Annotated in this window: 10 protein-coding genes; 6 read left to right on the forward strand and 4 right to left on the reverse strand. The window is 63.8% G+C overall.

What is annotated here, in order from left to right; genetic code table 11:
- Positions 1–32: 32 nt before the first annotated feature.
- The 4 genes from D7I44_RS14715 (at position 33) to D7I44_RS14730 (ending at position 9,119) form a co-directional block, all read left to right on the forward strand.
- Complete coding sequence (locus D7I44_RS14715; protein WP_120790178.1) at positions 33–1,790, forward strand: SIR2 family protein; 1,758 nt, start codon at positions 33–35, stop codon at positions 1,788–1,790.
- The gene (locus D7I44_RS18290) at positions 1,790–2,362 is read left to right on the forward strand and encodes a hypothetical protein (protein WP_162940299.1); all 573 of its coding nucleotides are present in this window, start codon (positions 1,790–1,792) and stop codon (positions 2,360–2,362) included. The genes D7I44_RS14715 and D7I44_RS18290 overlap by 1 nt, the downstream gene beginning before the upstream one ends.
- Positions 2,355–4,769 carry an AAA family ATPase gene (locus D7I44_RS14725; RefSeq protein WP_162940300.1) on the forward strand — a complete coding sequence of 805 codons (2,415 nt, stop codon included), beginning with the start codon at positions 2,355–2,357 and terminating at the stop codon, positions 4,767–4,769. Before D7I44_RS18290 ends, D7I44_RS14725 begins: the two co-directional genes overlap by 8 nt.
- Before the next feature lie 231 nt (positions 4,770–5,000).
- Positions 5,001–9,119, forward strand: a complete 4,119-nt coding sequence (locus D7I44_RS14730) for a dsDNA nuclease domain-containing protein (RefSeq protein WP_162940301.1) — start codon at positions 5,001–5,003, stop codon at positions 9,117–9,119.
- 292 nt (positions 9,120–9,411) lie between these two features.
- Here the strand turns inward: D7I44_RS14730 and D7I44_RS14735 are convergent, their stop codons facing one another.
- A complete protein-coding gene (locus D7I44_RS14735; protein WP_120790182.1) occupies positions 9,412–10,074 on the reverse strand; it encodes a TetR/AcrR family transcriptional regulator in 663 nt (220 codons plus the stop codon).
- Between the two features lie 153 nt (positions 10,075–10,227).
- Between D7I44_RS14735 and D7I44_RS14740 the strand changes: the two genes are divergently transcribed.
- Together D7I44_RS14740 and D7I44_RS14745 are read left to right on the forward strand one after the other, a co-directional pair.
- Positions 10,228–11,757 (forward strand): MFS transporter, encoded by a 1,530-nt coding sequence (locus D7I44_RS14740; protein WP_120790183.1) that lies wholly within the window; start codon positions 10,228–10,230, stop codon positions 11,755–11,757.
- Positions 11,758–11,818: 61 nt separating this feature from the next.
- Positions 11,819–12,436, forward strand: a complete 618-nt coding sequence (locus D7I44_RS14745) for an NADPH-dependent F420 reductase (RefSeq protein WP_120790184.1) — start codon at positions 11,819–11,821, stop codon at positions 12,434–12,436.
- 111 nt (positions 12,437–12,547) lie between these two features.
- Here D7I44_RS14745 and D7I44_RS14750 read toward each other — a convergent pair whose 3' ends face one another.
- From D7I44_RS14750 to D7I44_RS14760, 3 genes are all read right to left on the reverse strand, one after another.
- Complete coding sequence (locus D7I44_RS14750) at positions 12,548–12,811, reverse strand: hypothetical protein (protein ID WP_120790185.1); 264 nt, start codon at positions 12,809–12,811, stop codon at positions 12,548–12,550.
- 216 nt (positions 12,812–13,027) lie between these two features.
- Entirely contained in the window at positions 13,028–13,963 is a 936-nt protein-coding gene (locus D7I44_RS14755) for a zinc-binding dehydrogenase (protein WP_120790186.1), read from the reverse strand.
- Entirely contained in the window at positions 13,960–14,595 is a 636-nt protein-coding gene (locus D7I44_RS14760) for a TetR/AcrR family transcriptional regulator (protein ID WP_162940302.1), read from the reverse strand. Before D7I44_RS14760 ends, D7I44_RS14755 begins: the two co-directional genes overlap by 4 nt.
- Between the last annotated feature and the right edge of the window lie 91 nt (positions 14,596–14,686).

Below are 14,686 nucleotides of genomic sequence, written 5' to 3' on the forward strand. Positions count from 1 at the left end.
GTTGCGGAGACGTATCGTGCTTGGGGGACGGGATGGCTGAACCTTTACGAACGGTTCCGGCTGTTCTGGAGAGGTTCGGGTCGACCTTCTCAGCGTTCACTGCTGCCTTCAATGAAGGTCAGTACGTGCTGTGGCTTGGTTCGGGTATCTCTCGCGACAGGGTGCCGAATGTCAATGCACTCCTCAAGCGTGTCATAGAGCACCTCCGGTCGAACATCGTTGCTGGTGACACGAACTGTGAGTACCGGGTCGCGCTTGACGAGGTGCTGCGGCTCGCCGGTCTGACGGGCGAGGAACTGAAGAGCATCGATTTCTCGATCGCAGTCGAGGGCTGGCCGCTGCGGGACCGCATCATCCCAGCTCTGGTGACGAACTACTCGCGCGTTCTTGATGTTCTCGTAGGTGACACCAACCCTGACGACTATCTCGTCTGGACAGGTCTCGATGTCCCGAACACCTATGGGGCACCGGACCTTGAGCCCGATGTGGAGCACTACTGCATCGCGATCCTCATGCTGGAGGGGCTGGTCGCATCGGCGGTCACCGCGAACTGGGATGGGCTCCTTGAGAAGGCACTCGGCGAACTGACTCCGGCGTTTGGCTCGCTGGTTCGCGTTGCCGTGAAGCCGGATGATTTTCGTGTTGTCGGGCCGCGTATTGAGGTGATCAAGTTCCATGGCTGTGCGGTGCGTGCCCGAGATGAAGAGTCCGAGTACCGGGATTTGCTCATCGCACGTGAATCACAGATTTCGAGGTGGACTGAGCAGCCAGAGAACCGGTCGATGCGCAAGCACCTTGAGGTGCTCTATACCGACCGGTTGACGTTGATGCTTGGTCTGTCGGCGCAGGATGCAAACCTCCACACGGTGTTCGCGGGAGCCATCCAGGATTTGGCTCGGCCGTGGCCGGCGTCATCGCCTGCGGTTGTCCTCAGTGAAGAGCACCTGGAGTCGTATCACCGGAACCTTCTCAAGATTACGTATGGCTCGAATCACCAGGGGAACGCTAGCGCTATCGCACAGTCCGCCCTTCTGGGTGCGTACGGCAAGCCAACGTTGTTGGCCCTGGTCCTGTCGTCGCTCACCGAGAAACTGAGCTTCTTGATCGAGCATGAAATTGAGAGTGTCTGGGGACCGGCAGCCGTGAGCCAGTTGCAGACAGACCTACTTGGCCTCCGCGACCTGGCAGCGAAAAATGCTGACCCCGACGACGCAGAAGCGCTCGAACGCTCGGCGATTTTGGAGTTTCAGAGGGGGTTCGCTGCCCGTCTTATCGACGTAGCAAACTTGGCGCTGACTGTCTTTCGTACGGGCCGCATGCCGACCGCCGGTGGCGGTCGCTATGAACCGCTGTCGGATCGTCCTGTCGCCCAGGCGGTTCTCAACGCAGATTTCCCTTCGAAACAGTTCGGGCGGCTCGGTGTCGCGCTGGCATTGATTGGTCGCGGACTCGCCTCGGGGCAGTGGTCAGCTATGCCGGGCGATGCCAGGGCAGTCGGCGATGGTGTGGTTCATCTGGTCACTGGCCAGCGAACCGCCCGTGTGTTCTTTGTAAAGGACGCCACGACGTCGACGCAGCTTGAGTTGGAGGCCTCGTTCGACGACAGTGATGGGGATGTGCTGATCGTCATAGCGGATGAAGAGCCCCCGGCCCAGACCCGATCACCGAGATCTCGCTTCGGTCGTGATGGCAAGCCCAGAGCCGGGCGGTTCAGCGTCGCATCCAGCATCGCCGACACTGCCTCAGCTGATGACTTGTATGAGGCGTTCAAACTCGCGAGCGGGTTCTGATGACAAGCGTTCAAGATGTCCTCGCCGTACTGGAGAGAGCTGGTTTCGAACGACTTCCCAAGCCTCTGACTGTTGTCGGCACAGAGTTCGACTTCGAGGCCGCGGCCCGCGGAATGAATACTTCGCATGACTTGGTTCTGATTGCGACTGACCAAGTTCCTCGTCGGCGTCTGCAACGCCTCGTCGCGGGTTTAGCCCGTTCCCTTGACCTGGCGGCGTCACGGCGACCTGTGAGTCTCGTACTTCTCGGCGGAGTCGCCGCCTCCGATCGAATCGAGTTGGAGCGATACGCCCGCATCCTTCCCATCGCGTCCTCCACACCCGATATCGCGGAAATTGAGGAAGCCGTTGCCGTCCTCCTGCCGCTGAAGCTGCCGAACGCGGACCTCGTTCACGGAGGCGACCCAGTCAACGAAGTGATGGCCGTCCTCGGTCCCCTGAGGGCGACATCGGACCACATCGCGCTCATCAAGACTGCCGCGGACGGACCGGACACAGTAAAGGAAGCCCTGCGCCGCTACGCGAATGAAGGAGCAGGCTGGACCGACGAGGTGGGGGATGGCGATGAGTGACGTCCCCATTCGTCGCCTTATGGTCTCCGACTTCCGGCGCATAGAAGGCACTCGTGAACTGCCTTTCGACGCACCCGTCGTACTCATTCACGGCCCAAACGGCACGGGAAAGACAAGCGTTCTGTCGGCGCTAGAACTCGCCTTGACTGGCGGTATTCGGAGCATGGAACGTCAGTCCGATCGCTACCGAGCGCACCTCCCGTTCCTCGGGCAGTCCTACGCAACGGTTCGAGCCGACGTTGCCGAGTACCTGCAAGCGGGAACGCCCGGCACCCCGCTGACCGTGAACGGCGCGCGTTTGGAAGGCACCCCCGCCTTCAACGCCGCCGCCGCGAAGTTCTACGCTGAACGGTGCTACCTGGACCAGACATCGCTGGGTCGTCTCCTCGACCTATACCAAGCCCGCGAAGGCAACGAACAGACAGCGCTCGAGAAGTTCGTCAACGAGCTCCTTGGCCTTGAGAAACTGGACGCTCTTCGCACCGGGCTCAGCGATGCAAATGACTTCAGGCTCTTCAAGAAACTCGCGGCCGGCGTCGACGAAGCCGATCGCGAAGCGAAGACAGCAGCCATGCAGCTCAAAGAACAGACTGCTCTGCGAGCCGAAATCCGGACGCAGGTCACCAACGCGCGGGCCGCGACCCGCGAGGCCGTCGCTGGACTCGATCGCGAAATGACTGACGCCGGTTCCGATGTGGACCTTCTTGCGGTCGTCCGGTCGACACTCGACGGCGACACCACCCGGGTCGAGTCTGCCGCTGCTGTAACGCTCCATCAGGAGCTCATCGCTTTGGGCGGTCGTATCTCAGCACTGGTCGAACGTCCGACCACGCAACGAATCGAGGAGACCCGCCTTGCGCTGGCGGCTGCGACCGCCGACAAAGAGGCGTGGGAGGCCGAGGGCGGGGCGAAAGTCCGGGCGTGGGAAGCGGCAGCCCAGGCTGCTGGTGTCGACCTGCGCAGCGAACCGCGTATCGCCGTCGAGTACGCTACGAACTCGGCCCTCCAGGAGCTGAGCGATGCCTCCGACGTTCGCGCGCAGGTCGAATCGGTTGGCACGCAACTGGAGTCCGACCAAGCTGCGTTGGATGTGCTTCAGACTCGACTCGCTGATGCTCATGAGCATTCAAGCGCCCTCGTCGAGGGCTTAGCCGCAGTCCGCAGCGTCGTCGACGATAGCAACAGGTGCCCGGTCTGCGACCGGGACTTCAATGAAACAGGTCATCACAGCCTCCTAGCTCACATCGATACAAAACTGGCTGAGCTCACCAGTCACGGACAGCAACTTGTCGACCTGCGGAACGAGCGCGACGAACTTGCGGCACGGGTCACTCGTGTGGAAACTGAGCACACCCAACTCATAGCCCGGCTCCTTTCCGCCGACCAGCAGCAGGCCGTCGAGGAGCGTCACGCAACCCTCGTTGAACTCGCCGCCCAAATCGGAGGAATCGAAGCTACCAAGTCCGCCGGGACGGACCTCTTCCGGCTCGTGCGTGACCTTCAGCAATCACTCGACGACCTTGAGGCCGCTACTTCAGAAGAGCGGCACATCGGCGGCGAGCTCGCCAGATACGCGAGCCTTCTGGAGGTCACCGTGGTTCCGACGTTCGATTCGTTCCAGACAGTATCGGCAGAACTGCTCAAAAGCGCCGAAGCTCAAGTTGCCCGCCTCACAGACAAGGCCAACCAGTACCGGAAAACAGATGTCGAAGCGGCTCGCCTTGCGGCCGCGCTCGACGACGAATCCGCAGCTGTCCAACGCCTCGCCGATATCGCCGAACACAAGAAGCAATGGGACGACCGTGTCGCTGAAGCGAAGCGCCGCCAAGGGGTAGCGAAGGAAGTCCACGAAGCCGCAACACAGGCACGCACCAACATCGTCCACCGTGTCTTCACGGAATCCCTCAACGAAGTCTGGAAGACCGTATTCACTAGGCTCGCCCCGAACGAAGGGTTCATCCCAAGCTTCGGAATTCCCAGCGCAACAAAGAAGACGTTCGACATCAAGTTGGAGACCACCCACCGCAACGGCGAAGCCAGCGGCCCGCCCCAAATGATGCTGTCTGCGGGCAATCTGAACACAGCAGCACTGTCCCTGTTCCTCGCGCTCCACCTCGCCGTCGAACCGATCGTCCCGTGCCTTGTCTTCGATGACCCCGTCCAAGCAATGGACGAAGTACATGTGGCGCAGTTCGCTGCACTCATCCGCCTCCTTTCGAAGCAGAACGACCGGCAAGTCATAATCGCCGTCCACGAACGCGAACTGTTTGATTACTTAGCTCTCGAGCTCAGCCCTGCCTACGAAGGCGACGAGCTCATCACCATTGAACTCGGCGAACGCGCAACCGAGGAAGATCAAGGCATCACCCGCCACCTCTGGGCGCCAGACGCTGCGATAGCCAACTAGCTTCGATCTGCGGGGAGCCTCGTCGGATTTTCGGACGATCTGTTTCAGGAGGGTGGGCACTGGAACCGTGCACGCGAGTGCTCGTTCACCCTCCCTTTGACATGGTCAACTCAAACACCGACATGGCGTGGAGTTCTTCGGTTGACCTCTGCGGAATCCTAGATGGCGTCAGTGGCATCCCGGCCTGGCTCTCTTAGAAGGTGCGTCACTGGTCGTCGATACCATCAATATATGACCCGTCGAAACTCCGAGCGCGCGATAGCCGAAGCGCGCCGACGAGGTGCCGCGCAGGAGCGCCGCGGCAAGAAACGGGAGACCTCACCGCCTGCCAGCCCAGCGACAACTAGCGTGCCAACCGACCCGCAGGCTGCGTTGTGGGTTGCTTCCCGAGCCGGTGCGCGTGCCGGGCGCGGCTTTCGTTTTCAGGATCTGGTCGCCACGCTTGTTGTATTGCGCCTGTGGAGCGAAGGCGACGCGACAGCGGTCGTGACACCGGAAGGGTTTGACGACATTTCGGTGCAGTCGTCGAGCGGGTCGTTCTTCATTCAGGTCAAGTCGCGACGCGAGAGCGCGGGCGATTTCGCCCCGACAGACCTGCGAAAAGACTTACGTTCCGTCGCGAAGGCCTGGGTGAAGCGCAGGGAAGCCGAACTCTCAGCCGAGACGATCCTCTTGCTTGAGCGCCCGGTCGCTCGAATCCCAGTTCCCGGGTGGGGGAGTGAGGCTGCACGACCTGGCTCGAGTGCCTCGAGTGAATTGGCCAAGGAACTGGATGCTCTATCCTTCGACAACGATCAGGATTCGGTTGCCTTTGCGGCCTCAGCCTCAGTTGTAATCTGTCCTGATCCGCACGCGCAGGCGATCAGCATCGTTGCCGGGGCTCGTGATTTCCCGGATGGACTTGCGGAAATCATTGTGGCTGCCGTGTGCACCCAAGTGGGACAGGCTAGCGACGCGAACGCGGACCCGGATGTCGCGCGGCGCGCGGCCGTGGACATTGCAGGCATCGATGTCCTCATAGACCAGGTCCTTGCGACCGTTGACCTCGAGTTGCTCGATGAAGCAAGGTCGCTGGGGGTTTGCGAGGCAATCGACTGGAGATCGCCTGCTGATGACTCGGACATACGTCAGGGCGTGCATGTGGGGGCTCCTCATGTCGCTGCCGGATTGCTCGTGCCCCGTGTTGAACTAACCCAGCAGGTGATCGAAGTCGCGGTGGCCCGCCGGTTGGCGGTCGTTGCCGGGCCGAGCGGCAGTGGCAAGAGCGCACTCGCCTACGCCGCCGCGCACGAGACCCGGAGTCTGTATCGCTGGCAGCATGTCCACTCGCTGACACCAACGGGGCGCACCGGGCGCGATGCCGTCGCACTTCTTTCCGCACGCATTGAGTCTTTGCGGCCGAGTGCGTATGCCCCTGTGGGAGTCCTCATCGACGACGCTGGGCGCCACGACCCAGATCTGCTCGATCGACTACTGAGACGGCTCGCGGATCTGTCGAACGTGATCACCGTTGTTTCAATTCGGGAGGAAGACCGCTTCCCTGTCCCGCTACTGTCGGCCATTGCCACGATAACGCCCATGCTTGACGACACCTTTGCAGAGCAACTCTGGCGCGACTACCGGGCTGACAATCTCACCGAATGGGCCGGATGGCGGGAACCAGCCGAGCGAGCAGGCGGCCTCCTACTGGAGTACGTCACTCTGCTCACCGAAGGCGTGAATCTCGACAGTGTCGTCAGCGCGCAAGTCGCCGCACGCGAAGCAGACCCGAGTCGACATCTTGAGCTTGAGATCCTCCGGCTCGCATCGTGTGCCAACCAATACGGCGTCGCCGTCCCTGCATACGCGATCCAATCCGCTCTGGATGCCGATCGCGACGCATTCATCGCCGCCAGTCGCCGCCTCATCGACGAGCACCTCATCGTTGAGGACTCGGGCAACCTCATACGGCCGCTGCACGAAATCCGCTCCGCCGCACTCGCCCGGACAGCTCACCCCTTCGGACAGCAGGAGACCCTCAAGCGCATTGTCCCTCTGGTGACCAGCGCCGAACTCGCACGATTCCTCCGACGCACACTCGAGTCCGGGGCCGACCAGGCCGTAATGATCCAGGCCGCAACCGAGCGCATCACACGCGATCGCACCCTCCAGACGCTCATCGCAGTCGCATCCGCTTTCCGCGCCGATGGACTGCGACGGCGGGCCGACGACTGGAAGCTCATCCTCGATGAATGTGACGTTGATGCTGGCAACGCTGTAACTGCGTTCACGATGTCCCGCACAAAGCCACGCCCCGACACAGAACAGCTCTTCAAACCCGAGATTGTGGCAGCCGTTGAGCGGCTCCGCAGCGTCCCGACCGATCCGGATCTGCAACCCCTATGGCAAATGATCGACACGACGCTGGTCGAAGAACTCACGACCGCCGCGGTCCCCGATGATGATGCAACTCAACTCCTTTTGCAGGCCATCACCGTACTTCGCGGTTTTGACGTCACAGCCCTGGAGTCCACGGCAGGTGCAATCGGCGCACGCCTGACTGTATGGCCGCTGCACGACGCGGCCGATATGACGGAGGCGTTGCGCCGCGCGGCACCCGAACTTGCGGAACGCGCTGTCATCACAGCCGGCGGCGAGCAGCTCCTCCTGCGCAGGATCGCGACAGAAACACCGTGGCTAGCGTCGCTGGAACGCGTAGAAGACGGGGTGGATGGCAGGTGGATCTTTGTCGACGAGGAGCTACAGCCGAACCAGAACGAGGCCGTCGTTGAGGTGTGCCGACTGGCCCTCGCTCTTGCGCCGACAGCGTTGATCGCCCGGGTAAGTGCCGTTGATGCCCTTGGGCGTTTGGTCAAGCTCGGCGACTACCCGCTCGTTGACAAAGCGATTCCGCGGGAGAATTTGCCCCATACCCTCGAAGTCTCCGACAACAGAGCCCAGGCTCGAGCGTTGTCTCGAAAGTACGGCGCGGGCACGCTGACGTCCAAGCTTGCGGCTGAGGCTAAAGCACTCGGGGCACTCATCGACCTGCTTCCCGAAATCACCATCGCCCACTTAGGCGATCGGACTGTGCCTCAAGCGATTGTTCGTCAGTTCGAATCGGTGAACGCGCTACTTTCCGAGATGGACTCCCCGGCAGACGAGGGCTACACGGACGAAGTGCCGGGCGCCCTCGGTGACTATCCCGTCGAGAGCGACGCCATCACTGTCGTGCGATCGATGCTCCAGCACGTCATTCCAAACCTTGCACGGGCAGATGTCGCCGAGCGGCGCCCCATCCTGACTGTCGGAACGCTCGACAGTCTCATCCCAAAGGTCGGCGCATTGATCGAACTCGACCGATACCGCTACCTCCCCGACCCGCCCGATTGCGCTCAGCTACTCGACTGTCTCCGCCAATTGCGAATGGTCGCGTCCGCCAGCGCAGGATCGGACTTATCAATGCGCGTATCCATGCGGGCCGCTGCTGGGCGACACACGGGAACCGCTCGGATCGCAGCAGCAGGCACCGTTGCGACCGAGCGCTCTTTCGCAGCCTTGCAGAAAGAGGCCGAACGAATGCGACTTGCGCTCGCAAACGCGGGGTACGCGGTCGCTGTAGTGCCGAGCTCCTCCGACCACACGATGATGAGTTGGCCTCCAGGAGACCTAGTGATCATTGTGGAAGGAGAGAGCGTCCTCACCCATCTAAATGCTCTCGCATCTCTCGCGGATGCTGCGAGAGCTGCTGTTGAACAGCCCGACCGGCGTGTATGGATTGGACTGCGCTCAGCCGATGGCTACTTGTCTGCCTCGATCTTCCAGGTTGCGCATCACGGGGTGCTCCCACTTGGCGATCGTGGAGCGCCTTCCGCATTCGCAGGCTCGATCGCTGCGACACCAATTTCTGATCCCTACGGGGCTTATCTTCAGCAAGCTCGTCGTCTCTCGTCGATCGCGGCGATCATTGCGATCCGCGGGAGCACTCTGATTCCCGACGAGGAAGGACGGGTGCTTGACGAATCGTGGGACCGTCTTGTCGGCCTCAAAACGCAACTCGATGAACTCACCTCCGCTCACGCTGGAACCGAGTATGTGTCCGCGCTCAGCAACATTTTGACGGTCATCGGCTCGGCGATCACTGATGACCTGTCCACCGCAAAGGGCTCAGCGGAAGAAGGCCGATCTGGATGGGATGAGATCGCGAGCTTGCAAAGCCTGCTGCTGCTTGACACAGACCAAGCGGCAACACCAGGGACCGATGCTGCGGTCGTCTACGGCACGGCCGTTGTCATCGCGGACATCGAGGACGATTTTGAGGATGCTGATGATCGCATTGCACAAATGCAAGGGCACGGTTCGAATACCTAAACGGGCAGGTCGTCCGTTATCGACTGACTGGCGACGCCTCGGAAGCTGTGTTCTTGGCGTACCGCCGGAGGGGGACCAAAAGGGGACCAGAATCATGCAAACCATGCATCGCATGACGCGTGCTGCATGATCTGATCCGCGGAACTACGCGGTTTCTGGCCCGACGACGGCCGTCTGGACGCCTGGGGGTCAGGGGGTCGCAAGTTCAAATCTTGTCAGCCCGACCAAAAAGCCCCGGTGAAACTACATTTTTCACCGGGGCTGTTTATATCCCTTCGCGGGCAGTGGGCGTCTACTTAGCTTCGCTCAGGTGGACCATCGCGTTGTACAGCTGGTCGCTGGTCATCGGTGGTTCCGGGATCGGATGCGCGCGTTCGGCGCGGTAGGCGTCGAGCATGAGGTGCAGATAGCGGCGCCAGGCGTTGGGTGCGGTCTCGCTCGTGGCGTCGATGATGCGGCCGTTGGACCAGATGAGGTTGACGATGTCGGCCTGCGTGATGTCGGGGCGCGCCTCGCCTGCGTCTTGGGCGCGGGTGAGGACGTCTTCGATCTGCTGGCACATCTCGTCGTGGATGCGCTCGGTCTCGGCGTTGTCGGTGAAGCGGCGGGAGAGGAAGTCGTTGAAGCCGCGGTCGCCGACTTGCATGGCGAAGAGGTTCTCCAGGTAGTAGACGAGGCCATCCCACGGGTCGTCCATGGCAAGAGCAGTCGCTGCGCCGTCGCGGAATTCCTGCACGCGGGGCCGGAACGCTGCCATGAGCAGGTCCAGACGTGTGGGGAAGTGGCGGTACAGGGTGCCGATGGCCACGCCGGCGCTGCGTGCGATCTTCTCGAGAGAGGCGTCCGCGCCGTGCGCGGCGAACTCGCGCTGCGCCGCCGCGACGAGCCTGCTGCGGCGCTCGCGCGCGTCGCGTCGCAGAGGCCTGTCGACCTGCTGGACATCGGTCACGGTCATCTCCTGATTTTAGCCGGGAAGTCGAGGTTGCTCTCAGGTTCACAAAATGAGGTACCCCTCCGGAATAACCTGAGGCACCCCTCCGTTCGTGTGTATGACCGGAGGGGTGCCTCACCTTTGCATCCCGACTTGAACTCACCAGGAGAGAACACGATGAGTACCCACGAGCCCGCGACCGCTCCACAGGCGGATCAGAGAGCCGCGCAGCCGGATGCAGTGCACGATCCCCACCACGGCAGGCGGTGGCTCGCGCTGGGAGTCATCCTCATCGCCCAGATGATGCTGCTGCTGGACGCGACGATCGTGAACGTCGCGCTTCCCTCGGTGCAGGCGGACCTCGGCTTCTCGGATGCTGCTCGCGGCTGGGTCGTCACCGCCTACCTGCTGGCGTTCGGAAGCCTGCTTCTGCTCGGCGGCCGGCTGGCGGACGCGTTCGGGCGCAAGAGCGTCTTCATCACCGGGCTGATCGGGTTCGCCGTCGCGTCCGCGGTGGCGGGCGCGGCTCCGAACATCGCAGCGCTGATCACGGCGCGCGCCTTCCAGGGCGGCTTCGCCGCGATCATGGCGCCGGCGGCGCTATCGCTGATCACCGTGATCTTCACCGATCTGAAGGAGCTGAACAAGGCGTTCGCGATCTTCGGCGCCGTCGCGGGAAGCTCCTCGGCTGTCGGGCTGATGCTCGGCGGACTGCTGACCGACTATGCGGGGTGGCGCTGGACGATGTACGTCAACATCGTCTTCGCCGTGGTCGGCGTCGTCGGCGGCTTCGCGCTGCTGCACAACACCGATCACGCTGACACGCCACGACTGTCCGTGCCGAGCACGATCCTCGGCTCGGCGGCGCTGTTCGGGCTGGTCTTCGGCGCCTCGACGGCCCAGACCAACGGCTGGGGATCCCTGGTCACCCTGATCTCGCTCATTGCCGGTGCCGGGCTGCTCGTCGGCTTCATCGTGCTGCAGCGCTTCGACCGCAGCCCGCTCGTCCCGCTGCATGTCCTCGCCGACCGCAACCGCGGCGCCGCATACCTGACGCTCTTCCTCGGCCAGGCCGGGGTGTTCGTGCTCTTCCTGTTCCTGACCTACTACTTCCAGGGCACGCTCGGCTACTCACCGCTCATGACCGGAGTCGCGTTCCTCCCGATGATGATCACGGTCATCATCATCGCCACGCTCACCCAGAACGTGCTCGTGAAGCACCTGACCCTCCGCGTCATCGTCGCCGGCGGCCTGCTCATCGGCGGCGCTGGAGCTGCGCTGCTCGCCCAGACCGGAATCCACAGCCCGTACGCGGCCTGGGTGCTGCCCGGGCTGGTCCTCGCCGGTGTCGGCATCGGATCAGCCATCGTCTCGGCGGTCGCGGTCGGACAACTGGGAATCGATGCCAGGGACGCCGGTACGGCCGGCGCTGTCAACAACGTGTTCCAGCAACTCGGCCCCGCACTCGGCATCGCCGTCGTCAGCACCGTCGTCGCCGCCGCGACGGGTCACTATCTGACGGTCCACGGCCACCATGCCGCCGTGAACGCGACCATGCACGGCTACTCGATCGGATTCTGGTGGGCTGCTGGCGCCTTCTGGGCCGGCGCCGTTCTCAGCGCCGCACTGATCCGCGGCGGCACCCGGCTCCACCACGAAGCCGGCCAGCCCGAGCCGCTCGACGAGATCGTCGGCGGAATCATCTGACCGCCATCCGACGCACCCTTGACCACCGACCCACGCCCCTTACGACAAAGGAGAACGCACCATGACCACCATCAGCATCATCGGCGCAGGCAACATGGCCACCGCCATCGGTGCCCGCGCGGCACAGCACGGCCACAGCATCGAGATCATCGGCCGCAACCCGGCGAAGGCCAAAGCAGCAGCCGACTACATCGGACACGGCGCCACGGTCGGCACCTTCGGCGCCCGACCGGCCGGGGATATCGTCTTCGTGGCCGTTCTCTACCAGCACGCGGTCGAGGTGGTGACGCAGTTCGGGGACGCGCTGACCGGCAAGATCCTCATCGACATCACCAACCCGTTCAACTCCGACGGCACCGGGATCGTCACCACCCCGGGGGAATCCGTGTCGCAGCAGATCGCTGCCGTGGCGCCGAGGGGCACCCAGGTCCTGAAGGCGTTCAACACGATCTTCCGCGACGTGCTCGCCGAAGCCGCGCCCCTCGACGCGCTCTTCGCCGGAGGCGACTCGGAGGCGAGGGCGCGCTTCGCGATGTTCCTCGAGAGCGTCGGCATCCGCCCCCTCGACACGGGCGGCCTTGAGTCGACCTACGTTCTGGAGTGGGCCGCCATCCTCCTGATGGGCCTCGCCCGAAACGGCGCCGGATGGAACGTCGCACTGAGCGCTGCTCTCCGCTGACGCAGGTCTGGGCCGGCGCCTCGCCGCGCCGGCCCAGGTCAGCCCCGCGAAGACGCGCACTCCTCAAGCGAGGACTCGTGGCCTTGCGGGCAAGCAGTCACAGTCTCAAGCTCAGTCAGGCTCATCGGCCTCGGCGCTGGCCTCCTGTTCGGTGCCGACGGGAACGACGCCGGGCAGCATCTGGCCCCCCGGCGCAGGCGCAGGCAAGAAGCCGGTGCTGTTTACGTTTTCGGTCTTCTTGTCGGCTTCTTCAGGAGAGTCGGCATCACCCTCTAGGCCTTCGACGATGCCATTGGTCTGATCGAACGGGTGAGCCGCATCCGCGTCTTGCTCGCCCCAGTCCTTCTCACGTTCGTCATTCTCGCTATTGCTCATGCGAGCATCGTTTGCCCGCGGACGCCCCAGTGCCAGCCATTGACAATCCGGCACCAAGCGCCCAAGTCGCGGGAGTCTCACCAATGGCACGGCAACGCCGGGCTGCGCGCTCCGCCCGGGGCCTAGTGACGCCACTGAGAACGATGCGCGTCGTCCGAGAGATCACGACGAGCTGATGGTGGGCCCGCGGTCGGGGTGGCCGCGCGGGTCAGGCGCTCACGGCAGGACAGCGACCAGACGCCCGACGACCTCGCCGCGGGCGAGCCTCTCGACGCCTTCGCCGATCTCGTCGAAGCCGATCTCGCTCAGCGTCGAAGACGCCTTGCCGTCGGCGATGAGCTGCATCACGGCGGCGCAGTCCTCGTGCGTGCCCGCAGACGAGCCGACATAGGTGACCTCTTTGAAGACGACGTTCTGCGAGGAGATGTCCGCGCGCTCGCGCCCCAGGCCGACCTGCACGACGGTGCCTTTCGGGGCGATGGCGTCGATGGCGCCTGCGGTGGTGGTGCCGAAGCCGGCGTAGTCGACGATGACCTCGAGGCCGAGGTCGGCGAACTCGGTGATGTCCTTTGCGACGGCCTTCGCGCCGTGGGCGCGGGTGGCATCCCACACAGACTCGTTGATCTCGGCGACGTAGACCTCTGCGCCGAGGCCGACCGCGAACTGGATGGCGAGCGAGCCGAGGCCGCCCGCGCCGATGATGCCGAGCTTCGTCCCGGCCGTGACGCCGCCGAGCTTCAGCGCGTGGTAGGCGGTCATGCCGGCATCCGTCGCCGGTGCCGCCTGCTGGAACGAGATGCCGTCGGGCAGCGGCAGGACCCATTCGGCGCCGACCTTGACCTTCGGGGCGAAGCCTCCGTCGGTCGCCTGACCGGGGCCGCCGAATGCGGTCGGGACGCCGACGCGCTCGCCGACCGTCACTCCGGTGACGCCCTCGCCCACGGCCGAGACGACCCCGGCGATCTCGTGGCCGAGGGTGATCGGGGTGAAGCCGAGGATGCCGGTCAGGGTCCCGTCGAGGAAGCCGACGTCGCTGTGGCACAGGCTCGCGGCCTTGACGTCGATCACGACCTCGCCGGGGCCGGCCACCGGCTCGGGCACCTCAGCGAGCGTGAGCGGCTCGTGGGCGGCGGTCAGACGCCATGCCTTCATGGGGTTTCTCCTTCGATCGAGTGTCCGCTGCGGGATCGCAGCGGGGTGCTTTCGGCTGCCGGGACCAGCCAGGCGCTGTAGACCAGGCCGAGCGCCCGCTCGAGCCGGCTGCGATCGCGCGGCTCGGGCTCGGCGAGCCAGGTCGCGACCGCGCCGACGACGCCATAGCCGATGAACGAGGCGAGATAGCGGCGCTCATCGACGGATGCCGGCCCCGATGCCCCCTGCGCGTGCAGGTGTTCGAGGACCTGCTCGAGCGCCCCGCTCGTGTACGCGCCGAGGGTGAGGTGAAGTGCGGTGTTCGGGCGGCCGTCGTGCTGGGAGTAGAGCGCGGTATTGCGCTCGAGGTGGTCGATGAGGCGGCCGTTGAGCTGCGCGCCGACGGCGGCCAGGGTGTCGGGGACCTCGTCGAGGGTGCTCTCGACCGCCTCGCGCAACGGGTCGAGCTCGTCGCCCAGGAATCCGCTCAGCAACTCGGTCGGCGAGCTCGCGTGAGAGTAGAAGGTGCTGCGGTCGATGTCGGCGGCGCGGGCCAGTTCGGCGACGGACACGTCTGCGATGTCCTTGGCGGACGCCAGTTCGAAGACCGCCGTGCGCAGACGGGCCCGGGTCGCCTCGACGCGTGCATCCACTTTCCGCTCGCCTCGGCTCGTGAGGGAGCCGCCATGCCCCGAAGTCATGAAATAGACAACAGGTGTGGTTTTACTTCTATTTCCACCTGAT

Source organism: Gryllotalpicola protaetiae (assembly GCF_003627055.1).
Classification (GTDB): Bacteria; Actinomycetota; Actinomycetes; order Actinomycetales; family Microbacteriaceae; genus Gryllotalpicola; species Gryllotalpicola protaetiae.